Annotated in this window: 20 protein-coding genes and 1 tRNA gene; 12 read left to right on the top strand and 9 right to left on the bottom strand. The window is 73.9% G+C overall.

The window, feature by feature from the left end:
* Both QRT03_RS31760 and QRT03_RS31755 read right to left on the bottom strand, forming a co-directional pair.
* Positions 1–792 carry an SDR family NAD(P)-dependent oxidoreductase gene (locus QRT03_RS31760; protein WP_286057177.1) on the bottom strand — a complete coding sequence of 264 codons (792 nt, stop codon included), beginning with the start codon at positions 790–792 and terminating at the stop codon, positions 1–3.
* Positions 793–1,037: 245 nt separating this feature from the next.
* Positions 1,038–1,607, bottom strand: coding sequence for a TetR/AcrR family transcriptional regulator (locus tag QRT03_RS31755; RefSeq protein ID WP_286057176.1), 570 nt, complete (start codon positions 1,605–1,607; stop codon positions 1,038–1,040).
* Between the two features lie 118 nt (positions 1,608–1,725).
* Here QRT03_RS31755 and QRT03_RS31750 point away from each other — a divergent pair, with 118 nt between their 5' ends.
* Together QRT03_RS31750 and QRT03_RS31745 are read left to right on the top strand one after the other, a co-directional pair.
* The gene (locus QRT03_RS31750; RefSeq protein ID WP_286057175.1) at positions 1,726–2,586 is read left to right on the top strand and encodes an aldo/keto reductase; all 861 of its coding nucleotides are present in this window, start codon (positions 1,726–1,728) and stop codon (positions 2,584–2,586) included.
* 122 nt (positions 2,587–2,708) lie between these two features.
* Positions 2,709–3,395, top strand: a complete 687-nt coding sequence (locus QRT03_RS31745; RefSeq protein ID WP_286057174.1) for an alpha-ketoglutarate-dependent dioxygenase AlkB family protein — start codon at positions 2,709–2,711, stop codon at positions 3,393–3,395.
* Here QRT03_RS31745 and QRT03_RS31740 read toward each other — a convergent pair.
* Positions 3,385–4,350, bottom strand: coding sequence for an NAD-dependent epimerase/dehydratase family protein (locus tag QRT03_RS31740; protein WP_286057173.1), 966 nt, complete (start codon positions 4,348–4,350; stop codon positions 3,385–3,387). The two genes, QRT03_RS31745 and QRT03_RS31740, sit on opposite strands and share 11 nt — an antisense overlap.
* Before the next feature lie 79 nt (positions 4,351–4,429).
* On the opposite strand from QRT03_RS31740, the gene QRT03_RS31735 reads away from it, so the two are divergent.
* Positions 4,430–4,864: a nucleoside 2-deoxyribosyltransferase gene (locus tag QRT03_RS31735; protein WP_286057172.1), complete on the top strand. Its 435-nt coding sequence runs from the start codon at positions 4,430–4,432 to the stop codon at positions 4,862–4,864.
* A gap of 96 nt (positions 4,865–4,960) precedes the next feature.
* On the top strand, positions 4,961–6,391 hold the full coding sequence (locus tag QRT03_RS31730) for a WS/DGAT/MGAT family O-acyltransferase (protein WP_286057171.1): 1,431 nt from the start codon (positions 4,961–4,963) through the stop codon (positions 6,389–6,391).
* On the opposite strand, the gene QRT03_RS31725 is transcribed toward QRT03_RS31730, so the two are convergent.
* Entirely contained in the window at positions 6,334–7,866 is a 1,533-nt protein-coding gene (locus QRT03_RS31725; protein WP_286057170.1) for a gluconokinase, read from the bottom strand. The two genes, QRT03_RS31730 and QRT03_RS31725, sit on opposite strands and share 58 nt — an antisense overlap.
* Entirely contained in the window at positions 7,859–9,289 is a 1,431-nt protein-coding gene (locus tag QRT03_RS31720; RefSeq protein ID WP_286057169.1) for a GntT/GntP/DsdX family permease, read from the bottom strand. The genes QRT03_RS31725 and QRT03_RS31720 overlap by 8 nt, the downstream gene beginning before the upstream one ends.
* Before the next feature lie 88 nt (positions 9,290–9,377).
* Between QRT03_RS31720 and QRT03_RS31715 the strand changes: the two genes are divergently transcribed.
* The 6 genes from QRT03_RS31715 (at position 9,378) to selB (ending at position 18,210) form a co-directional block, all read left to right on the top strand.
* Positions 9,378–9,473: transfer RNA gene (locus tag QRT03_RS31715), tRNA-Sec, on the top strand.
* A 28-nt stretch (positions 9,474–9,501) separates the two neighbouring features.
* Positions 9,502–12,738: a formate dehydrogenase gene (gene fdh, locus QRT03_RS31710; protein WP_425604935.1), complete on the top strand. Its 3,237-nt coding sequence runs from the start codon at positions 9,502–9,504 to the stop codon at positions 12,736–12,738.
* 34 nt (positions 12,739–12,772) lie between these two features.
* On the top strand, positions 12,773–13,837 hold the full coding sequence (locus QRT03_RS31705; RefSeq protein WP_286057168.1) for a 4Fe-4S dicluster domain-containing protein: 1,065 nt from the start codon (positions 12,773–12,775) through the stop codon (positions 13,835–13,837).
* On the top strand, positions 13,834–14,913 hold the full coding sequence (gene nrfD / locus QRT03_RS31700; RefSeq protein WP_286057167.1) for an NrfD/PsrC family molybdoenzyme membrane anchor subunit: 1,080 nt from the start codon (positions 13,834–13,836) through the stop codon (positions 14,911–14,913). Before QRT03_RS31705 ends, nrfD begins: the two co-directional genes overlap by 4 nt.
* 103 nt (positions 14,914–15,016) lie before the next feature.
* Positions 15,017–16,375 (top strand): L-seryl-tRNA(Sec) selenium transferase, encoded by a 1,359-nt coding sequence (gene selA / locus QRT03_RS31695; RefSeq protein WP_286057166.1) that lies wholly within the window; start codon positions 15,017–15,019, stop codon positions 16,373–16,375.
* Positions 16,372–18,210, top strand: a complete 1,839-nt coding sequence (gene selB / locus QRT03_RS31690; RefSeq protein ID WP_286057165.1) for a selenocysteine-specific translation elongation factor — start codon at positions 16,372–16,374, stop codon at positions 18,208–18,210. Before selA ends, selB begins: the two co-directional genes overlap by 4 nt.
* Positions 18,211–18,272: 62 nt before the next feature.
* Here the strand turns inward: selB and QRT03_RS31685 are convergent, their stop codons facing one another.
* The 3 genes from QRT03_RS31685 to QRT03_RS31675 form a co-directional block, all read right to left on the bottom strand.
* Positions 18,273–19,061, bottom strand: a complete 789-nt coding sequence (locus tag QRT03_RS31685; RefSeq protein ID WP_286057164.1) for an RNA polymerase sigma factor SigF — start codon at positions 19,059–19,061, stop codon at positions 18,273–18,275.
* Positions 19,058–19,525 (bottom strand): ATP-binding protein, encoded by a 468-nt coding sequence (locus tag QRT03_RS31680; protein WP_286057185.1) that lies wholly within the window; start codon positions 19,523–19,525, stop codon positions 19,058–19,060. Before QRT03_RS31680 ends, QRT03_RS31685 begins: the two co-directional genes overlap by 4 nt.
* A 181-nt stretch (positions 19,526–19,706) precedes the next feature.
* The gene (locus QRT03_RS31675; protein ID WP_286057163.1) at positions 19,707–20,108 is read right to left on the bottom strand and encodes an STAS domain-containing protein; all 402 of its coding nucleotides are present in this window, start codon (positions 20,106–20,108) and stop codon (positions 19,707–19,709) included.
* A gap of 287 nt (positions 20,109–20,395) precedes the next feature.
* Here QRT03_RS31675 and QRT03_RS31670 point away from each other — a divergent pair, with 287 nt between their 5' ends.
* Positions 20,396–20,710 (top strand): WhiB family transcriptional regulator, encoded by a 315-nt coding sequence (locus QRT03_RS31670; RefSeq protein ID WP_286057162.1) that lies wholly within the window; start codon positions 20,396–20,398, stop codon positions 20,708–20,710.
* A gap of 10 nt (positions 20,711–20,720) precedes the next feature.
* On the opposite strand, the gene QRT03_RS31665 is transcribed toward QRT03_RS31670, so the two are convergent.
* Positions 20,721–21,251, bottom strand: a complete 531-nt coding sequence (locus QRT03_RS31665) for a proteasome activator (RefSeq protein ID WP_286057161.1) — start codon at positions 21,249–21,251, stop codon at positions 20,721–20,723.
* A 118-nt stretch (positions 21,252–21,369) separates the two neighbouring features.
* On the opposite strand from QRT03_RS31665, the gene QRT03_RS31660 reads away from it, so the two are divergent.
* On the top strand, positions 21,370–22,134 hold the full coding sequence (locus tag QRT03_RS31660) for an ATP-binding protein (RefSeq protein WP_286057160.1): 765 nt from the start codon (positions 21,370–21,372) through the stop codon (positions 22,132–22,134).
* Positions 22,135–22,136: the final 2 nt, after the last annotated feature.

Genomic DNA, 22,136 nt, shown 5'->3' with positions numbered 1-22,136 from the left:
TCAGTAGGAGATCTGGCCGCGGTTGCCGCCGCCGGCTCCGACGGCGTCGCCGGTGACTGCGACGGCCTTCGGCGAGGCGAGGAAGACGACGACGTCGGCGACCTCCTCGGCGGTCATGATCCGGCCCATGCTGCTGGGCGCCCCGAGTTCGGCGCGGACCTCGTCCTCACTTCGCCCGCTCTGCTGCGCGCGGTCCGCGACCAGACCGGGGGTCCGCTCGGTCTCGACCATGGTGCCGGGGTGCACCACGACCGCACCGATGCCGTACGGGCCGAGCTCGTCGGCGAGGTTCGCGGTGATCGCGGCGACCCCGACGTTGCGCAGCGTCCCCGCGATCGAACCGGTGCGGCGGGCGAACATCCCGGAGATGTTCACGATCCGCCCGGAGCCCTGGGCGATCATGTGCGGCGCCACGGCGCGGGCAGCGCGCAGGTACCCCACCACCTTGGTGTCCACCGCGCCCAGCACCGCCGAGTCGGTGATCTCGGTCAGACCCGGCACCGGGCCGCCCCCGGCCGGCGGGGCGGCCGCGTTGACCAGTACGTCGACCCCGCCGAGGCGCTCGACCACCCGCTGCACCATCGCCCGCACCGAGGCGTCGTCGGTGGTGTCCGCGGTCTCGGTGAGCACGCTGCCCTCGACCGTGGCGGCGGCGCGTTCGAGTTCCTCGGCGCCACGGGCGACCATCGCGACGGTGGCCCCTTCCGCGGCCAGGCCGCGCGCCACCTCCAGCCCGATGCCGCGCGAGGCGCCGACGACGATGGCGCGCGCTCCGGCGAGTCCGAGGTCCATGGAGTGGGTCCTTTCTTCGGATTGGTTGTCCAGGAGGCGTGCGCGAGGAGCCGGTGCCCGTGCAGCCCGTAGGCCTGCAGTTCGCGGTGGATGAGCTCCCCGACCGGTCCCGGGTACCGCTCGAGGGCGCGCTCTGCCGCCGCGAGGTAGAGCGGCCGCTCGGCCGGGTCCACCAGGGGCAGCGAAGCTGACCGGTCAGCTTCCGCGTCGAGACGGGTCATCGAGTTCTCCCGGTACCGGTCCGCCTACTGGCGCAGCGTCGCGAGCGCGAGCTCGACGTGGCGCAGCGGGGCGGTGTAGTCGGCCGTGGCCTTCGCGAGCAGGGCCGCGCCCTCGAAGGTCTCGATGAGGAAGTCGGCGATCTCCGTGGCCGGCTGGACGGTCGTGATCTCCCCCGCGTCCTGCCCTTCGGCGACCGTGGCCGCGATCGCCTTCGACCAGACCTCGAGACCGTCACGGACCGCCTGCTGGACGCGGCCACCGGCCGTCGTCGGGGCCTCGGCCGCCGCGCTGCCGAGCAGGCAGCCGAACTCCATGCCGCTCTCCAGGCGAGCGCTGCAGGCGGTGAAGTGGGCTCGGAGCCGCTCGACGGCGGGTCCGTCCCCCTCCAGGTTGCTCAGATCAGTGGCCGCGCAGAAGCGCTGCACGATCTCGGCGAGCAGGGCTTCCTTGCTCTCGAAGTGGTTGTAGAACGACCCCTTCGGCACACCCGCGGCCTTGGTGATGTCCGCGACGCTCGCCGCCACCAGGCCCTTGCGACGCAGCAACGCCTCGGCGTTCTCCACGATCGCGGCGCGATGGCTCCTCTGTGGCACGTCTCCAATCTGACCGGTCGTCTCGCCGTTGTCAAAGCCGTGACCCGTGCCTCGCCGGGTTGTCCACCCGCGGCGGGCCGGGTATCAAAGTGACCGGTCGTCTTGTTTAGGAGCTGCCATGTCGAACGGTCCGACCGACCCGGCCACCCGGGTGGTCCTCAACAACGGGGTGCTGATGCCCCAGCTCGGGTTCGGCGTCTCCGAGGCCCGCGACGCCGAGGCCTCGGTGACCGAGGCGCTCGCCCGCGGCTACCGCAGCGTCGACACCGCGGCGGTCTACGGCAACGAGGACGGGGTCGGCGCTGCCCTCGCCGCCTTCGGTCTGCCCCGTGAGGACCTCTTCGTCACCACCAAGGTCTGGAACGGCACCGCCGGCTGCCGCCACGCCCTGGACTGCGCGCAGCAGAGTCTCGACCGGCTCGGCTTGGACTACGTCGACCTCTACCTCGTGCACTGGCCCACCGACCAGCTCGCCGAGTGCGTGGCCACCTGGGATGCGATGGAGCAGCTGCTCGCCGAGGGTCGGACGCGCGCGATCGGGGTCTCCAACTTCCGCCACGGCCACCTCGAGCGGGTGCTCGAGCTGGGCGGCACCGTGCCCGCGGTCAACCAGATCGAGTTGCACCCCCACCTGCAGCAGCACGAGCTGCGCGCGCTGCACGCCGAGCACGGCATCCAGACCGAGGCATGGAGCCCGCTGGGACGCGGTGCGGTCCTGCACGAGCCCGCCCTCGGGGCGATCGCGGCGCGACTCGGCCGCACCACGTCCCAGGTGGTGCTGCGCTGGCACCTCCAGGAGGGTCGGATCGTCATCCCGAAGTCCGACACCCCGGAGCGCATCGCCGGGAACCGCGCGGTCTTCGACTTCGCCCTCAGCGACGCGGACATGGACGCGATCGCGGCGCTGCACGTCCCCGACGGCGCCGGGCGCATCGGCCCGGTCCCCGAGGATCCGCGCCTGGCGGTGGCAGCCGGTTGAGCCACAGCAGTGACACGAGCGCTGCCGCAGCCGGGAGTCGGTGAGCCCGGCCCTCGGTGCGGCCCATGAGATCGGCCGCGGCCTCGATGCAACGACGAGGCCCACGTCGGTGTTGCAGGGACATGGCTTCCGACCCCGACGACGGCGCGCTCGAGCTGATCCCGCGCCCGCGGCGCAGGCTCGCGCCCGGGGTGGTCCACGTCCCGGGCTGGCTCGGGCTCACCGCGCAGCGGGACCTGGTCGAGGCGGCGCGGGCGTGGGCCCGCCAGGGACCGGGCGCTCGGCGAGCGACACTGCCCGGCGGGGCGCGGATGAGCGTCGAGACGGTGTGCCTGGGGTGGCACTGGATCCCCTACCGCTACAGCAGGACCCGCGACGACCAGGACGGCTCGGCGGTCCAGCCGTTCCCCGGGTGGCTGGCGGACCTCGGCGCGGACGCCGTCGCCGACGCCTACGACGATCCCGCCGCAGGCGCGGCCTACCGGCCCGACGTGGCCCTGGTGAACTCCTACCGTGGGGACGCGCGGCTGGGGATGCACCAGGACCGGGAGGAGCTCGCCCCGGACCCGGTCGTGTCGCTGAGCCTCGGAACCGCATGCGTGTTCCGGATCGGCAGCCCCCACCACCGACGCGGGCCCTGGCAGGACGTCGAGCTGTGCTCCGGGGACCTGCTGGTGTTCGGGCGCGAGAACCGCCTGGTCCACCACGGCGTCCCGAAGCTGCTGCCGGAGCGCGACGTGCCCCGCGTCGGCACCGGCCCCGGGGAGCGGCTCAACCTGACACTGCGGGTGTCCGGGCTCAGCGGGTGAGCGCCTCCCAGGCGTCGGCGACGATGCGCTCCGGGTCGGACCGGGTCGCCCGCCAGCCGAGGTCGGCGTGGATGCGGGCGGGGTCGGCCACGAGACGGACCGGTTCGTCGACGGCAGGTCCGTGCTCGACGGGGATGTCGGCGCCTGTGATGCGCCGGGCGGTGGCGACCAGGTCCGCGACGGAGGTGCCCCGCCCGGAGCCGACCGTGTAGGCGCGCCAGGTGCCGGGCTCGGCGGCGTCGACCGCGGCGACGAAGGCCTCGGCGATGTCGGCGACGTGGAGGTAGTCGCGGACCGCCGACCCGTCGCCGTTGACGCGGAACGGGGTCGACGATGCGGCATTCGTGCCGTCCGGCGACAGCATGGCCGCACTGCTGACACCCGGGGGCGGTTGGCCGGCCCGGGAGAGCAGGGCCGGGACCACGCGGGAGGTGTCGCTGTCCCCCGGCCCCGCGACGTTGAAGGCGCGGAGACTCACGACGCCGGGTCCTCCCGCCGTCGCCACGTCGCGGGCGAGGAGGTCGGCGGCGAGCTTCGTGGCCGCGTAGGGGCTGGCGGGCGCGAGCGGTGCGTCCTCGCCGATCGGGTCGTACGACGGCGCATACACCGAGCACGTCGAGGCGATGACGACCCGCGTCGACGGTCGGCACGCGCCGAGCACGGCCGCCGTCCCTCCGAGGTTGGCCCGCCAGTAGCCGAGCGGGTCCTCGCGGGACTCCCGTACGCGCACCCGGGCGGCGAGGTGGCAGACGACGTCGGCGTCGGCCAGGGCGGCGGCGAGCGACGGTGCGGCATTCGTGCCGTCCAGTGACAGCATGGCCGCACTGCTGACGCCGGGGGTGGCCGGCTCGAACGCCGAGCGCCCGAGGCCCAGGACGTCGTGACCCGCCGTCGTGAAGGCCTGGACGACGTGCCGCCCGACGAACCCTCCCGCTCCCGTCACCACGACCCGCACCGGGCCATCCTGCCCTGCGTGGTTGCGGCTTTCGTGACGTCCAGCGTCAGCATGGCCGCAGTGCTGACACCGTGGTGAGGTGCGCCAGACCGCCTACGTGGCCAGTCCCTACGGGTTCGCCGAGTCCACGCGGCTCTTCTACACCGAGCAGCTGCTGCCGCTGATCACGAGGCACGTGGACGTGATCGACCCGTGGGCCGTCGACCTGCCGCAGGGTGACGACCGGTGGCTCGCCCTCGGTGACATCCACCTGGACTCGATCGCGGAGCGGGCCGATCTCCTCGTGGCGTGCCTGGACCAGGAGCCCCCGGACAACGGCACGGTGATCGAGGTTGCCTGGGCCGCGGCGCACGGGAAGCCGGTGATCGCGTACCGCAACGACCTGCGCCAGGGCGGCGAGGAGGGGTTGCGCTACAACCTGATGATCGGCGCGGTCGTGCGGCGCAGCGGGGGTACGGAGGTGGGCTCGCTGGCCGAGCTGGACGACGCCCTGGCCCGTTTCGCGGACACGTGAGACGGGCATCACCATGATCGCGGTGAGGGCGGCGTCATCGACGGGGCGAGCGGGGCGTTCTCTCCTGGACAGGTCCGCGGCGGGAGGATGGTTCGCATGGGTGTGATGTCGTTCCGGGACTCGATGTTCCTGCTCGCCGAGTCCCGGGAGCACCCCACCCATGTGGGGTCACTGCTGCTCTTCGACCGCCCCGAGGACGCGGGCCCGGACTTCCTGGGTGACCTGCACCGGCGGCTGGTGTCGTCGAACGAGGTCGCGCCGACGTTCGCGCGCCGCGCGTACCGCAGCCTGTCCACCCTCGGCCAGTGGGCCTGGGAGCCCGAGAAGAACCTCGACATCGAGTACCACGTGCGGCTCTCCGCGCTCCCCCGGCCGGGCCGGATCCGGGAGCTGCTGGAGCTCGTGTCCCGCCTGCACGGGTCCCTGCTCGACCGCCACCGGCCGCTGTGGGAGTTCCACCTCATCGAGGGCGTGGAGGGCGACCGGTTCGCCGCCTACTTCAAGGTCCACCACGCGATGATGGACGGCGTCACCGGCATCCGGCACCTGCAGAAGACGCTCTCCACCGACCCCGAGGACCTCGACACCCCGCCGTTCTGGCAGGTCGATCCGCGGTCGAAGAAGCAACCGGCGGCCGAGGTCGAGGAGCGACCGGAACCCGGCGTCCTGGAGTGGGTCGGCTCCACGGTGTCCGAGGGCTACCGCACGGTGTCCTCCGCGGTCGCCGACACCGTCCGCACCACGAACTCCGTGCTGGGTGTCGCGCCGGCGCTCGCGAACGCGGTCTACGACGGCTTGGCGAACCGCGACACCGCGCTGCCCTTCGAGGCGCCGCACAGCATGTTCAACGTCCCGATCACCGGCGCGCGGCGCTTCGCCGCCGAGTCGTGGCCGCTCAAGCGCATCCAGCGGGTGCGGGAGCGGACCTCGTCGACGGTGAACGACGTCGTCCTCGCCATGTGCTCCGGCGCGCTGCGCCGCTACATGCTGGAGCTGGGCGAGCTCCCGGACAAGCCGCTGGTCGCGGCACTGCCCGTGTCGCTGGGGACGACCGGGGAGGGCAACCAGCTCGGCGCGATCCTGGTGACCCTCGCGACCGACGAGGCCGACGCCGGCGTGCGCCTCGAGCGCATCAAGGCCTCCGGCAAGGCGGCGAAGGCGAACCTCGACCAGCGCGACCCGATGGCCGTCGCGGCGCTGTCGTTGGCGGTCGCGGCGCCGCTGCCCCTGGGGACGGTGCCCGGGGTGTCGTCGGTGATCAACCCGGGCTTCAACCTGATCATCTCGAACGTGCCCGGCCCGAAGGCGCCGCTGTACTGGGAGGGCGCGAAGCTCTCCGGGATGTACCCGCTCTCGGTGCCGCTGGACGGTCAGGCGCTGAACATGACGGTGTTCTCCTACGCCGACAACATGGAGTTCGGGCTCACCGGCGACCGCCGCAGCGTCCCCCGCCTGCAGAAGCTGCTCGGCTACCTCGAGGACGCCCTGGTGGAGCTCGAGGCGGTCGCGGACGCGGCCGACTCGTAGCGGCGGAGCTCGCCGACGACGTCGGCGAGCCGGTCGTGGACCTGCTCCACCAGGTCCCGACGACGGGTGTGGCCGGCCGCGGACGGCCCGGGCTCGCGGACCTCGGCGATCGTGACGTGGTCCGCGGCCGCGGCGAGCGCCTCGGCACCGGGGTCGAGCAGGCCGACGCCCTGCGCCCCGAGCAGCGCCGCGCCGTAGGCCGAACCCTGGTGCCCTTCGGGGAAGCCGACCGGCACGCCGAGCACGTCCGCGAGCAGCTGGCGCCAGAACGCGCTGCGTGCGAACCCGCCGGTCGCCCGGATCTCGTGGACCTCGGCACCGGCGTCGCGCATCGAGTCGAGCACCAGGCGCAGCTGCAGGCAGACGCCCTCGATCAGCGCACGCGTCAGGTGTCCGCGGCCGTGGGCGCGCTGCAGGTTGAGGAAGGTCCCACCCAGGCCACCGTCCCAGCGCGGGGCGCGCTCGGCGAGCAGGTGCGGGATCGCGAGCAGTCCGTCGGCGCCGGGCGGGGTGTCGGCGGCCTCGGCCAGCAGGGTCTCGGCGTCGGCGCCGAAGGTCTCGGACGCCCAGTCGAGCACGACCCCGCCGTTGGTGATCGCCCCGCCGACCACCCACCGTTCGTCGGTGAGCTCGTAGCAGAACAGCCGGCCGCGGGGGTCGACGGCGGGCCGGTCGACGGCCAGGCGCAGCGCTCCGCTGGTGCCGATCGAGCAGGCCAGGACCCCGGGTCGGATCGCCGCGAGGCCCAGGTTGGCCAGCGGCCCGTCCCCGGCGCCCGCCACCACCGGCGTTCCCGACGGCAGGTCCCAGTCGCGGGCGACGGCGTCGGTCAGGGTCCCGACGACGGCGGTGGTGTCGACGATCTCGTCCAGCCGGTCCGCGGTGATCCCGGCGATCTCGAGGGCCTCGTCGTCCCACTGGCGGCGGGCGAGGTCCATCAGGCCCGTGCCGGACGCGCAGGACGCGTCGGCGACCCGGCGACCCGTCGCGCGCCCGAGGACGAACTCCTTGATCCCGCCCCAGTGCGCGGCCGCGGCGTGCAGGCTCGGCCGCTCCCGCCGCATCCACGCGAGCTTCACCAGCGGGCTCATCGAGTGCACCGGGGTGCCGGTGCGGCGGTGCAGGTCGAGGGCGGTGTCGGTGGCCCGCAGGGCGTCCGCGGTGGCCGATGCGCGGGAGTCCGCCCAGGTGAGCAACGGTCCGACCGGGTCGTTGCGGTCGTCGACCCCGAGCAGCCCGTGCATCGCCGCGGAGAACGAGACGACGGCCGGGCGGGTACCTCCGGCGGCGTCCCGCACCGCGTCGCCGACGGCCTCCCACACGGTCTCCGGGTCCTGCACGGCGGCACCTGGCTCCGGCTCGGCGAGCTCGTAGCCGACGTCCCCCTCCCCCAGCACCGCACCCGTCGTCGTGAAGAGGACGGCCTTGGTGGAGGTGGTGCCGACGTCGACGGCCAGGACGCTGTTCTCAGACAACGAGGCTCGCCGCCAGCACCGCGAGGAGCCCGACCACGGAGACGATGGTCTCCATCACCGACCAGGTCCGGAACGTGTCGCGCACCGACATGCCGAAGTACTCGCGGACGAGCCAGAAGCCCGCGTCGTTGACGTGGGAGAAGAACACCGACCCGGCGCCGATCGCGAGCGCGGCCAGCACGGGCGAGACCCCCGGCTCGGCGGCGAGGACGGGTGCGACGATGCCCGCGGCGGTCACGGTGGCGACCGTGGCGGAGCCGGTCGCGAGCCGGATGAGGACCGCGACCGTCCAGGCGAGCACGAGCACCGGGATGCCGGCGCCGGTGGCGGCCTTGGCGAGCGAGTCGCCGATGCCGGAGTCGACGAGCACCTGCTTGAACCCGCCGCCCGCACCGATGATGACGAAGATCGACGCGGCCGGGACGAGACCCGCGGTCGCGAGCGAGGTCACCTCGGCGCCGGACAGGCCGCGGCGGAAGCCGAACGTCCACGTCGCGAGCAGCAGGGCCAGCAGCAGCGCCACGATCGGCTCGCCGACGAACTCGGCGACCGGACGGGCCGGGGAGTCGTCGGGCAGGGCGATATCCGCGACGGTGCGGACCAGCATGAGCACGACAGGCAGCAGGATCGTCGTCAGCGTCGCGCCGAGGCCGGGCGGCGGGTGTTCGGGGGTCCCGGGTGCGTCGACGCCGGACGACGGCCGGTCCCCCGACGCGGCCCCGCTCGACAGCAGCGCCACCGGCGGCTCGGCGTGCGCCCACCGCGAGGCGTAGTGCGCGAACAGCGGACCGGCCACGGCCACCGTCGGGATCGCGAGGACGATGCCGATCAGCAGGGTCTGGCCCAGGTCGGCCTGCAGCGCGTCGACCGCCACGAGCGGGCCGGGGTGCGGCGGGATGAAGGCGTGCAGCACGGAGAGCCCGGCGAGGGCGGGGATGCCGACGCGCAGGATCGTCGAGCGCCCCTGCTCGTCGCGGCCGTGCTCGTGACCGCGCTCGCGGTCGAGGCGCATCGCGACCGTGAAGACGATCGGCAGCACCAGCACGACGCCGATCTCGAAGAACAGCGGGATGCCGAGCACCATCGCGAGCAGCGCCACCGCCCACGGCAGCATCCGGTGCCCGGAGCGGCGCAGCAGGGTGTCGGCGAGCAAATCCGCGCCGCCGGAGTCCGCGAGCAGCTTCCCGAGCATCGTCCCGAGGCCCAGGACGACGCCGACGTCGCCGAGCGTGCCGCCCACGCCGTCGGTGAACGACTCGACCGTCCCCGACGGCCCCAGGCCCGCGACGAGCCCGAGCACCAGCGACCCGACCATGAGCGCCGGGAACGCGTGCAGGCGCAGCCGGGAGGTGATCAGGACGATGACCAGGGCGACGACGGCGACCGCCGTCACGACCAGGCGGGTGTCGGTTCCGGTCCACACGGGCCGTGTCCTTCCCGCTGTGCGGTGCCGGTGAACCCACCCGCGCCCCGGCCTGCGCCGTGTCCGGACGGTGCCTAGGCTCGCCCGTGGAGGCGTCAGGGTTCCTGGTGGGCCCCGCGGTCTTCAACACCGACGTGGCCGGGTATCTCGGCCAGGCGGGTTCGATTCCCGTCCGCCTCCGCCACCACCACATCCCTGCGCGAGGAGATCCCTTGGGCGTCCGCACCTGGCTCGGCGAGTGGCCGATGTTCCGGCAGGCGACGGGGTCCGACCCGCTGGCCCGCGGGGCCGCCGTCGAGAGCCCGCGCACGAAGGCCCTGGGCCCGCGCACGGACGACGCGGACGCCGTCGTGAAGTCGGTGTGCCCGTACTGCGCGGTGGGCTGCGGCCAGAACGTCTACGTCCGCGACGGCCGGGTCACCCAGATCGAGGGCGACCCGGACTCGCCGATCTCGCGGGGGCGGCTGTGCCCCAAGGGTTCCGCGTCCACCTCGCTCGTCACGAGCCCGACGCGGGTCACGACGGTGCGCTACCGGCGCCCGTACGGCACCGAGTGGGAGGACCTCGACCTCGACACCGCGGTCGACATGATCGCGGACCGGGTGATCGACGCCCGCCGACGCGGCTGGCAGGACACCGACGACGAGGGCCGCGTCCTGCGGCGCACGCTGGGCTTCTCGAGCCTCGGCGGGGCGACGCTGGACAACGAGGAGAACTACCTCATCAAGAAGCTGTTCATGGCGCTCGGCGCGATCCAGGTGGAGAACCAGGCGCGCATTTGACACAGCGCCACCGTCCCCGGTCTGGGGACCAGCTTCGGCCGCGGAGGGGCCTCGAACTTCCAGCAGGACCTGATCCACTCGGACTGCATCGTCATCGAGGGATCGAACATGGCGGAGGCCCACCCCGTGGGCTTCCAGTGGGTCATGGAGGCGAAGCGCCGCGGCGCGAAGATCATCCACGTCGACCCGCGCTTCACCCGCACCTCGGCCGTGGCCGACCTGCACGTGCCGTTCCGGGCGGGCGCCGACATCGCGTTCCTCGGCGGGCTGATCAGCTACGTCCTCGAGAACGAGCTCGATTTCCGCGAGTACGTGCAGGCGTTCACCAACGCCGCCGACCTCGTCGGTGAGGAGTTCACCGACACCGAGGACATGGCCGGGATCTTCTCCGGCTACGACGCCGAGACCGGGCGCTACGACCCGATCTCGTGGCAGCTCGACGGCGACGGCTACAGCGCGCCGGCGGCCGGCCAGCGCGACCACTGGGAGTCCCAGCTGCGCGAGCACCACGCGGCGATGGGCTCGGACACCGCGGGCGGGGCGGGCGACGCCGCGAACACCCCGAGCGCGCCGGAGCGCGACGAGACCCTGCAGCACCCGCGGTGCGTCTACCAGGTGATGCGCCGGCACTACTCGCGCTACACCCCGGAGGCGGTGTCGCGCGTGTGTGGGATGAGCGTGGACCAGTTCCTCGAGGTCGCCCGCGCCATCACGGAGAACTCGCAGCGCGACCGGACGACGGCGTGGGTGTACTCCGTGGGCTGGACCCACCACAGCGTGGGAGCGCAGTACATCCGTGGTGCCGCGATCCTGCAGACGCTGCTGGGCAACATGGGCCGGCCGGGCGGCGGCATCCTCGCCCTGCGCGGGCACGCGTCGATCCAGGGGTCGACCGACATCCCGACGCTCTACGACCTGCTGCCGGGCTACATCCCGATGCCCAACGCGCACCTGCACGAGGACCTGCGGAGCTTCCTCGACGCCGACGCGGCCAAGACCGGGTTCTGGGGCAACATGGACACCTACCTGGTGAGCCTGCTCAAGGCCTGGTGGGGCGACGCCGCGAGCGCGGAGAACGACTACGCGTTCGACTACCTGCCGCGCCTGACCGGCGACCACGGCACGTACGGGATCGTCCGCGACCAGATCGACCGGAAGACGTTCGGCTACTTCCTGGTCGGCGAGAACCCCGCCGTCGGGCACGCGAACGGCAAGATGCAGCGCCTCGGCCTCGCCAACCTGGAGTGGCTCGTCGTCCGGGACATGCAGATGATCGAGTCGGCCACGTTCTGGAAGGACGGGCCGGAGATCGAGACCGGTGAGCTCCGGACGGAGGACATCGGCACCGAGGTCTTCTTCCTGCCGTGCGCGAACCACACCGAGAAGTCCGGCACGTTCACCAACACGCAGCGCCTCCTGCAGTGGCGGCGCGAGGCGGTGCACCCGCCGGGCGACGCCCGCTCGGAACTGCACTTCTACTTCCACCTCGGGAAGCGGATCCGGGAGAAGCTCGCGGCGTCGACCGACGAGCGCGACCGGCCGCTGCTCGACCTGACGTGGGACTACCCGACCACCGGGATCCACGAGGAGCCCGAGCCGGAGTCGGTGCTCGGCGAGATCAACGGGTACGACGCCGAGGGGAAGCCGCTCTCGTCGTACACCGAGCTGCAGGCGGACGGGTCGACGACCGCGGGGTGCTGGATCTACACCGGCGTCTACGCGGACGGCGTCAACCAGGCCGACCGCCGCAAGCCGGGCTCGGAGCAGGACTGGGTGGCCGCGGAGTGGGGCTGGGCGTGGCCGGCGAACCGCCGCACGCTCTACAACCGTGCCTCGGCCGACGCCGACGGCCGGCCCTGGAGCGAGCGCAAGGCCTACGTCTGGTGGGACGAGGAGTCGGGCCGCTGGACCGGCCACGACATCCCCGACTTCGAGGCGACGAAGCCGCCGTCGTACGTGCCGGAGCCGGGTGCGGAGCGCGAGCACGCACTCGGGGGCACGGACGCGTTCATCATGCAGGCCGACGGGAAGGCGTGGCTGTACGCGCCGGCCGGCATGGCCGACGGGCCGATGCCCACGCACTACGAGCCGGTCGAGTCGCCCGTGGCGAACCTGCTGCACCAGCAGCAGGACAACCCGGCGCTCGAGCGGATCGACCGGGCGTGGAACCGCATCAACCCGGCGATGAGCGACGTCTACCCCTACGTCTTCCTCACCTACCGGCTCACCGAGCACCACACCGCGGGCGGCATGAGCCGCACGCTGCCCTACCTCTCCGAGCTCCAGCCGGAGTTCTTCTGCGAGGTCTCCCCCGCGCTCGCGGCGGAACGCGGTCTCGAGCACCTGGGATGGGCGACGCTGATCTCCGCCCGCACCGCGATCGAGGCGCGCGTGGTGGTGACCGAGCGGATGAAGCCGCTGCGGATCGGGGACCAGACGGTCCACCAGATCGGGCTGCCCTACCACTGGGGGTCGAACGGCCTGACCACCGGCGACCCGGCGAACGACCTGCTCGGCGTCGTCATGGACCCGAACGTCCACATCCAGGAGTCGAAGGTCGCCACGTGCGACATCCAGCCCGGACGGCGCCCCCGCGGGCCGGCACTGCTGGAGTTCGTCGAGTCCTACCGGCGCAAGGCCGGCGTCGAGCCGGGAGGTATCGAATGACCCTGGGAGACGAAGCGAAGCGGAGCTCGACCCGATGACCAATGTGTTCGACGCGTTCGCGGGGACCGACAACGCGCTCTACGGCCCGCTGCCGGATCCGGCCGCCGACGCCGGGTTCGACGCCGGACACCCGAAGCGGGTCGGGTTCTTCACCGACACGTCGGTCTGCATCGGGTGCAAGGCCTGCGAGGTCGCGTGCAAGGAGTGGAACCTCGTCCCCGACGACGGGACCGACGCGTCCGACCTCTACCGGCTCACCGGGATGTCCTACGACAACACCGGTGACCTGGGCGCCTCGACGTGGCGCCACGTCGCGTTCATCGAGGACGTCCGCCCGCACGGGTCGGCGACGAAGGCCCACGGCGGTGACGTGACCACGGGGCGCATCCCGAGCGGCCTGCCCGCGCTCGGCGGCGGGGCGCTGCCCTCCACGCGTGAGACCGTGCCGGCGCCCGGTGGCGGGACGGTCGACCTGTTGTCGCTGCTTCCCGACGACGGCGCGCACGGCCAGCAGACCCCGGACGACGAGCGCGACGTCCGCTGGCTGATGGCCTCCGACGTGTGCAAGCACTGCACGCACGCCGGGTGCCTCGACAACTGCCCGACCGGGGCGCTGTTCCGCACCGAGTTCGGCACCGTGGTGGTGCAGGACGACATCTGCAACGGCTGCGGCTACTGCGTGCCGTCGTGCCCCTACGGGGTCATCGACGTCCGCGGCTCGGACGGCGGCGCCCACAAGTGCACGCTGTGCTACGACCGGCTGGGCAGCGGGCTCGAGCCCGCCTGCGCGAAGGCGTGCCCGACGCAGTCGATCCAGTTCGGCGACCTGGACGAGCTGCAGGCCGCCGCGGACGCCCGGCTCGCGGAGCTGCACGACCGCGGGGTGAGCGAGGCCCGGCTCTACGGCCGCGACGAGGACGACGGCGTCGGCGGGGACGGGGCGTTCTTCCTGCTCCTCGACGAACCCGAGGTCTACGGCCTGCCGCCGGACCCGATCGTCACCACCCGCGACCTGCCCGAGATGTGGCGGAACGCCGCGCTGACGGCGGTCGGGCTGGGTGTGGCGGCCGTGGCGGCGTTCTGGAGGGGCCGGCGGTGACCCAGGACTCCAACCCGACGGAGATGCCCCAGCGTCGGGGCGTCGACCGCGACGCCGTCAAGCCCCGTCGCGGCGGCCGGGGCGAGCAGCTGCAGGTGCCGGAGGCGGAGTTCCGCTCCTACTACGGCCGCCCGATCATCAAGGCGCCGGTGTGGAAGAACCCGGACGTCCCGCTGTACCTGTTCCTGGGCGGGCTGGCCGGGTCGTCGTCGGTGCTGGCGGCGATGGCGGCCGCGACCGACCGCCCGACGCTGCGCCGGGGCGGTCGCTACGTGGCGGTGGCCGGCGCGATGGGCGGCACGGTCTTCCTCATCCACGACCTGCACCGCCCGTCACGCTTCCTGCACATGCTGCGGGTGTTCAAGCCGACCTCGCCGCTGTCGGTGGGCTCGTGGATCCTCTCCCCCTTCGCGGCGTTCGCGACGGCGACGGCGGCGGCGGAGTTCCTGGGGCCCCGTCTGTCCGAGCGTGGCTCCGGCCGGTTCGTGCGGCGGGCCGGTGACGCATCGGGCGTGGCGGCGGCGGTCGTCGGGCCCGCACTGGCGACCTACACCGCGGTGCTGTTCTCGAACACCGCCGTGCCGACCTGGCACGAGGCGCACCGGCACCTGCCGGTCCTGTTCGCGGGCAGCGCGGCGGCCGCCGGCGGCGGCTTCGGGCTGGTCGCCTCCTCGGTGCGCGACAACGAGCCGGCGGCGCGGCTCGGCGTCCTCGGCGCGGCCGTCGAGCTCGCGACCGAGCAGAAGATGACGCGCGACCTCGGCATGCTCGCGGACGTCTACGAGAAGGGCCGCGCGAAGACGCTGATGACGGCGTCGAAGGCGTGCCTCGTGGCCGGGGCGGTCGGCGCGGTGCTCGGGCGGAAGCGGCGCTGGGCCGCCGCCCTCTCGGGTGTGGCGCTCATGGCGGGCTCGGCCCTGACCCGCTTCGGCGTGTTCGACGCCGGGATCGCCTCCGCCAACGACCCGGCCCACATCGTCGTGCCCCAGCGCGAGCGCATCCGCCGTCGGGAGGAGGCCGTGCAGCCGGGCACCACTCCTCCGGATCGCCGGTACGTGCCGGCGGCCGGGAGCTGACGGTCTCCGTTCCGTACGAACGGGCCGTTCGTCACGATAGAAGGTGACGAACGGCCCGCTCGTTCGCTGCGGAGTGCGCGGAAACGGCGCAGACTCCACCGACGTGACCGACCCCCGGCGACGGATCCCGCGCACGGACGCCGTCCTGGCCGACCCGCGCGTCGCGGCGGCCGCGGACGTCGTCGGGAAGGCGCGGGTGAAGGACGTCGTGCTCGCCGCCCAGCAGCGGGCGCGTGCCGGGGAGATCGGGCCGGACGACGTCGTCGACGCGGTCGTCGCCGCCCTCCCGCGGTCGGCGGCCAGCCTGCGGCCGGTGCTCAACGCGACCGGGGTCGTCCTGCACACGAACCTCGGGCGGGCGCCGCTGTCGGGGGCCGCACGCGACGCGCTGGTGACGGCGGCCGGCACGACGGACGTCGAGCTGGACCTCGCCACGGGTGGCCGCGGTCGACGGGGCGCCGGCGCGATGGCGGCGCTGGCCGAGGCGGTGCCCGACGCGGGCGCGGTGCACGTGGCGAACAACGGGGCGGCGGCGCTGATCCTGGCGGCGACGGCGCTGGCCGCCGGCCGCGAGATCGTCATCGCGCGCGGCGAGATGGTCGAGATCGGCGACGGGTTCCGGTTGCCGGAGCTGCTGGAGTCGACCGGGGCGCGGCTGCGGGAGGTCGGGACGACGAACCGGGTGCGGGTCGCCGACTACGCGGACGCGGTCGGGCCGGACACCGGGATGATCCTCAAGGTCCACCCGTCGAACTTCGTCGTGCAGGGGTTCACGTCCAGCGTGCCGGCCGGGGAGCTGACGGAGCTGGGTGTCCCGGTGGTCGCCGACATCGGCTCGGGGCTGCTCGCGCCGCACCCGCTGCTGCCCGACGAGCCGGACGCCACGACCGAGCTGCGCTCCGGCGTGCCGCTGGTGACGGCGAGCGGGGACAAGCTGCTCGGGGGCCCGCAGGCGGGGCTGCTGCTCGGGGAGGCGTCGCTGGTGAACCGGCTGCGGAGGCACCCGCTGGCCCGGGCGCTGCGGGTCGACAAGCTGACGCTGGCGGCGTTGGAGGCGACGTTGCGCGGCCCGGTGCCGCCGGTGCGGGCGATGCTCGAGGCGGACGTCGACGCGCTACGGGCCCGGGGGCGGACGGTGGCCGCGGCGGTCGGCGGTGAGGCCGTGGACTGCGTCGCGCAGGTCGGGGGTGGCGGGGCACCCGGGGTCGACCTGCCGAGCGCCGGGGTGGCGCTGCCGGTGGAGTACGCGGAGGCGCTGCGGGCCGGGGAGGACCCCGTCGTCGGGCGGGTCGAGCACGGCCGTTGCGTGCTGGACCTGCGGTCGGTGCTGCCGGACGACGACGAGCGGCTGGTGGCCGCGGTGCGGGCGGTCGCGTCTGGGATGACAGCAAAGCGTCATCGCTGTCGTCCGGTGACAGCAACGACGCTTCGCTGCCACGAGGAGGGGGACCCGCCGTCGTGAAGGTGCTCGCCACCGCCGGGCACGTCGACCACGGCAAGTCCACGCTGATCCGCGCGCTGACCGGGATGGAGCCCGACCGCTGGGCCGAGGAACGGCGCCGCGGGATGACGATCGACCTCGGGTTCGCGTGGACCGACATCGGGGGGCACACGGTCGCGTTCGTCGACGTCCCCGGGCACGAGCGCTTCGTGACGCAGATGCTGGCCGGGGTCGGGCCCGTGCCGGCGACGATGTTCGTGGTGGCCGCGGACGCCGGGTGGATGCCGCAGTCCGGGGAGCACCTCGACGCGCTGCACGCCCTCGGCGTGCGCGACGGGGTCCTGGTGGTGACGCGCTCGGACCTGATGGACCCGGAACTGGCGCGCGACGAGGCGCTCGAGCACCTCGCGGAGAGCGCGCTCGGCCGGCTGCCCGCCGTGTGCGTCTCCGGGACGACCGGCGAGGGCCTGGACGAGCTGCGTGCGGAGCTGACAGCGCTCGCGGACCGGTTGCCCGAGCCCGACCTCGACGCCGACGTCCGGCTCTGGGTGGACCGAGCGTTCACCATCCGGGGGGCAGGGACGGTGGTGACCGGGACGCTCGGGGCCGGGCGGATCGCGGTCGGGGACGAGCTGGAGCTGGGGGGCCGCACCGTCTCCGTGCGCGGGCTGCAGTCGCTGGGCTCCCCGGTGGAGACCGCCTCGGCGGTGGCGCGGGTGGCGGTGAACCTGCGCGGGGTGCCGCTGGAGGAGGTCTCCCGCGGGGACGCGCTGCTCACCCCGGGACGCTGGCTCGCGGCGTCGGTGGTCGACGTGCGGGTGCACCCGCCGCGCGGGACCACGGTCCCCGCGAGACGGGGCGCCGAGCCGGACGGGGGCGGACCGCGGCTGCCGGGCCAGGTGATGCTGCACGCCGGGTCGGCGGCGGTCGCGGCCCGGGTGCGGCCGCTCTCGCGCGACGACGCGCCGGACGCCTCGGACACCTCGCGCACCGTCCGCCTGACGCTGCGCGCACCCCTCCCGCTGCGCCCGGGCGACCGGGCCCTGCTGCGCGACCCGGGCGCGCACGCCGTGCTCGGCGGGATCACCGTGCTCGACGTGCGGCCCCCGGAGCTGCGGCGCCGTGGCGCCGCCCGGGCACGGGCCGGGGAGCTCGCGACCAGCGACGGCACGCCCGACACCGTGGCGGAGCTGTCCCGACGACGGGTGCTCCGCGCGGCCGACCTCGCGGGTCTGGGTCTGGAGGACCCGCCATCGGGGACCCCGAGCGCGGCGGGCTGGTACGTCGACCCCGGGCACCTGGACGTCCTGGCGGGCCGGTTGGTCACGCTCGTGGCCGAGCACGCCGAGGCCGACCCGCTGGACCCCGGGCTACCCATGAGGGCGGCGCAGCGCGGCCTCGACCTGCCCGACCAGCGGCTGGTCGGCCTGGTGCTGACCCGGTGCCCGGACCTGGCCGAGGACGGCGGGCGCATCCTGCGGGCCGGCGACGGCGGGCTGCCGACCGCGGTCCGCGACGCCGTCGCGGCGGTGCTCGCCGATCTCGCGGACGCGCCGTTCGCGGCCCCGGAGGCGCACCGGCTGAGCGAGCTCGGGCTGGGCGGGCGCCAGCTCGGGGCGGTGGTGAAGGCGGGCGAGCTGCTCCGGGTCGCCGACGGCATCTACCTGCGACCGGACGCGCCGGACCGGGCGGTGGAGGTGCTCGGCGAACTCGAGCAGCCGTTCACGGTGTCGGCGGCCCGGCAGGCGCTGGGCACGACCCGGCGGGTCGCGGTGCCGTTGCTGGAGCTGCTGGCCCGGACCGGGCGCACCCGGCACGACGACGCGGGCCACACGGTCCGGTCGCGGTCCCGGTGAACGAACGGCACTCTCGCGCGCGTAGAAGCTGCGAGAGTGCCGTTCGATCGGATCGGAGGGGGTCAGGAACCCTCGGTCAGCTCCTGGCGCAGCGTCGCGAGGGTGCGCGTGAGCAACCGCGACACGTGCATCTGCGACACCCCGACCCGCTCCGCGATCTGGGTCTGGGTCATCCCGCCGAAGAACCGGAGCATGACGATCGTGCGTTCCCGCTCGGGCAGGCGCCTCAGGGCGGGCTGCACTGTCTCGCGGTGCTCGACCTGGGTGAGCTCGTCGTCGTCGGTGCCGAGCACGTCGGCGAGGCGCCCGGACGACGGGTCGTCGACGAGCATGTCGTCCAGCGAGCTGGAGCGGTACGCGTTCGCGGCCTCGAGCGCCTCGAGGATCTCCTCGCGCGGGCGGGACAGGCGCTCGGCGAGCTCCCCCGCGGTCGGGGCGCGCCCGAGCTCCTGCGACAGCGCGGGCATCGCGGAGCCGATGGCCAGGCGCAGGTCCTTCAGCCGCCGCGGGACGCGGGTCGACCAGGCCTTGTCGCGGAAGTAGCGGCGCACCTCGCCGGTGATCGTCGGGACAGCGTAGGACAGGAAGTCCGAGCCGCGCTCCGGCGAGAAGCGGTCGACGGCGTGGATGAGGCCGACGGTGGCGACCTGCTCGAGGTCCTCCTGCGGCTCGCCGCGCTGGGAGAACCGCCGCGCGATGTGCTTGGCCAGCGGTAGGTAGCCCTGCACGAGACGATCGCGCAGCGCCTCGCGCCGCCGGTCACCGGCCGGGAGGGAGGCGTGCTCCGCGAGCAGGGGCGCGAGGTGCCCGTAGGAGTCGTCGCGCTTCTCGTGCTCGGCCGGGACGCTCACGCCGAGGTCCGGTCCTTGAGCAGCCGGATCCCGATCCACGCGGCGTCGGCGTCGAGCACCTCGGCGGTGTCGGTAAGCGTGTCCAGCACCCGCCAGCCGAAGGTGTCCTGGCGCAGGGTGGTGGGGTGGTCGACCGGCACCCGGGCGACCACGGCGATGCGACCGCCGATGACGGTGAACCCGCAGCGCAGCTGCCCGCCGGGCGTGGCCAGCGGGACCAGCGCCGAGCAGGCCTCGTCGACGGCCATGCGCAGGTCGGAGACCGCGTCCAGGTCGAAGTCGGCGCGTGCCGCGAGGTCCGCCGCCACCGCGCGGATCGACGGGATCAGGGCCGGGTCGGCGTGCACCCGCACCTCGACGGGGCTCGGGACCTCCGCGAGGCTCGTCGCGTCGGGCAGGCCGTCCACCTCGGTCGCCACGCCCGCGGCGGGGACCTCGGGAACGCGCTGCTGCGGTTCGGGCATCTGCACGACTGCTGGTCTCCGTTCGGCGGTTCGTGGTCGTCGATCTCGAGATCGTCGCCGGCGACGACGGCGCACCGCTCCTCGCCGCGTCACCGTATCGGCGCACCCGCCGTCGGTCACCACCCGCGCGCCGAGCGTGTCGGGCGCGGACCGCGGTGACGTCGGCGGGTGCGGCCCGCGGTCAGGCCGCGAGGGCGTCCTCGACCGTCGTGTGGATCTCGAACAGGTCCGTCAGCCCCGTGGCCTGCAGCGGCCGGCTGACCGGACGGCTGTCGGCCACGAGCCGGAGCGCGACGCCGCGGTTGCGGGACTCGTCGAGGGCCTCGACGAGCAGCGCCAGCCCACTGGACCCCAGGAACTCCACCGCGAGCATGTCCAGCACCAGGACCGACAGTCCGGCGGCCAGCTCCTCGGTGACCTTGGCCCGCAGCGCCGGCGTCGTGAGCATGTCGATCTCACCGGACAGGCGGATGACCGACGTCTCGCCGGAGCGCTCGACGTCGACGCCCATCGGCTCCTCGGTGGAGAAGTCCTCGTCGGTGGCCACGGACTCCCGCCCCCCGTTCCCTGCGCTGTCAGTCATGCACTGCACTCCTCGACTACGGTCACGGCCCGCCACGTCCGCGGTCACGAACGCCGTGGGTGGCCGCACGATACCCACTGGCGCGGACACTACTCGCGACGCAGGGTCGTCGGCCGATCGCACGGCGCCGACCGGCGCACACCCGCTCCGGGGCCCGATCCAGGTCCGACCGGGTGACGCGCGCGGGGTTTGTGATCTCGGACCGACGGTTATACCCGCCTCGCCCTCGTCGAACAGGTCGACACACGACCACCGACGTTCGTGTCCGAACGCTTGAGGAGATTCCCGTGGCTGATGTTCGTCTGCTCCCCGGACCGATCATCGACGAGTGGGACTGGCAGCTGCACGGGTCGTGCCGAGGCATGGACTCGAGCTTCTTCTTCCACCCCGACGGCGAGCGCGGGCCACGTCGCGAGCAGCGCGCGAGCCAGGCCAAGCGGGTCTGCATGAGCTGCCCGGTGCTCGAGCCGTGCCGTCGGCACGCCCTCGCCACCCGCGAGCCCTATGGCGTGTGGGGCGGGCTGACCGAGGACGAGCGCCGCTCCGCGCTGCGTCGTCCCCGCCACGACGCCGAGGCCGGTGAGGTCGTGCTCGAGGGCTGAGCCCCTCGTCTCAGAGGTACTGCCCGCCGAACTGGCCACCCTCGGCGGGCCCGGTGCCGCCGGGAAGGGCGGCACCGCCACGGCCCGAGCGGCCGGACCGCATCTGCTCGAGCTGACCCCGGGCCGCCATCTGCTGCGCGAGCACGGCGCTCTGGATGCCATGGAAGAGACCCTCCAGCCACCCGAGCAACTGGGCCTGGGCGATCCGCAGCTCGGCCTGCGAGGGGACCTCGTCCGTCCCGAGGGGCAGTGAGATTCGCGCGAGTTCGTCGCGGAGCTCCGGCGCCAGGCCCTTGCCCAGCTCGGTGATCGACCGGGCGTGGATGTCGGCCAGCCGTGCCCGCCCCGCCTCGTCGAGGGGCGCGGAGCGGACCTCCTCGATGAGCTTGCCGACCATCCCGGCCACGCGCATCACCGCGCCCGGCGATTCCACCAGGTCCCCCGTGCCCGCCCCGTCCCCCGCGCCGCTGGCCGCGGCCGCCGCGAGGGCGGAGGTGGGTCCGGGGCGCTCGTCGGCGCCCTGCTCGGCGTCGGTGCTCATGGCTCCCATCATGGCCCGTTCCCGCTCCCGTCGCCGTCGGGACCCGGCCGACGATCCGGGCCGTCCGGCCTGGCTTGACCCGTCCCGCCCAGGGGTACCACGGCCGCGAGGTGAATTCGTGCAGCAGATCGCGTGGCAGGTCCGTGCCGCCCCCTCGCGGGGCGGCGCCGTGGTCGCGACCGTCGAGGGCGACCTGGACCGGACCGGTCGCGAGGCGTTCGTCGCGGCCCTGACGGACCTGCTCGTCGACCACCACCGGGTCGTCGTCGACGTCTCCGCCCTCCGACCCCAGCACGCGTCGGTGGTGCACGCCTTCACCGAGGCGATCGAGCGCACCGGCGGCTGGCCCTCGGCGTGCCTGGCCCTGGCCGCCCCGGATCCCACGCTCGCGGCGTTGCTCACCGGTTCCGGCGTCGCGCACCGCGTGCCGGTGTTCGCCGACGTCGCGGAGGCTGCCGCCCACCTCGACGACCGCCCGCGGCTGCTCCGGGCCTGGTGGCGCTTCACCGTCGACCCGCACGCCCCCGGCCTGGCACGGGCGAAGGTGCGCGACACGTGCGACCGCTGGGGTGTGGGCGACCAGGTGCGCGAGGCCGCGGAGATCGTCGTGACGGAGCTCGTGACGAACTCCGTGGAGCACGCGACCAGCGCGTCGGTGGTATCGGTGGAGCGCCGGGACACGACGCTGCTGATGACCGTGCGCGATTACGGGGTCGGCCACCGCATCCCCGAGGCCCCGAGCTGGGTGGCCCCGCCGACGTCCTCGCCGCGTGGGCGGGGGCTGGCGATGGTCGCGGCGGTGTCCCGCGAGTGGGGCATCCGGCGCCACCCTGACGGCACCACGATCTGGGCGGAGATGACGCCGGGCTCGGTCGGCGTCTGAGC

Source organism: Actinomycetospora termitidis (assembly GCF_030286555.1).
In the GTDB taxonomy this organism is placed as follows: Bacteria; Actinomycetota; Actinomycetes; order Mycobacteriales; family Pseudonocardiaceae; genus Actinomycetospora; species Actinomycetospora termitidis.
The sequence above is the reverse complement of the archived record's forward strand: the minus strand, read 5'-3'. Positions and strand labels throughout refer to the sequence as shown.

Excerpts from the sequence above, each read along its gene's own strand:
- QRT03_RS31760 (WP_286057177.1), bottom strand. The coding sequence starts at position 792 with ATGGACCTCGGACTCGCCGGAGCGCGCGCCATCGTCGTCGGCGCCTCG.
- QRT03_RS31750 (WP_286057175.1), top strand. The coding sequence starts at position 1,726 with ATGTCGAACGGTCCGACCGACCCGGCCACCCGGGTGGTCCTCAACAAC.
- QRT03_RS31745 (WP_286057174.1), top strand. The coding sequence starts at position 2,709 with ATGGCTTCCGACCCCGACGACGGCGCGCTCGAGCTGATCCCGCGCCCG.
- QRT03_RS31730 (WP_286057171.1), top strand. The coding sequence starts at position 4,961 with ATGGGTGTGATGTCGTTCCGGGACTCGATGTTCCTGCTCGCCGAGTCC.
- QRT03_RS31705 (WP_286057168.1), top strand. The coding sequence starts at position 12,773 with ATGACCAATGTGTTCGACGCGTTCGCGGGGACCGACAACGCGCTCTAC.
- QRT03_RS31680 (WP_286057185.1), bottom strand. The coding sequence starts at position 19,525 with ATGCCCGAACCGCAGCAGCGCGTTCCCGAGGTCCCCGCCGCGGGCGTG.
- QRT03_RS31675 (WP_286057163.1), bottom strand. The coding sequence starts at position 20,108 with ATGACTGACAGCGCAGGGAACGGGGGGCGGGAGTCCGTGGCCACCGAC.
- QRT03_RS31665 (WP_286057161.1), bottom strand. The coding sequence starts at position 21,251 with ATGAGCACCGACGCCGAGCAGGGCGCCGACGAGCGCCCCGGACCCACC.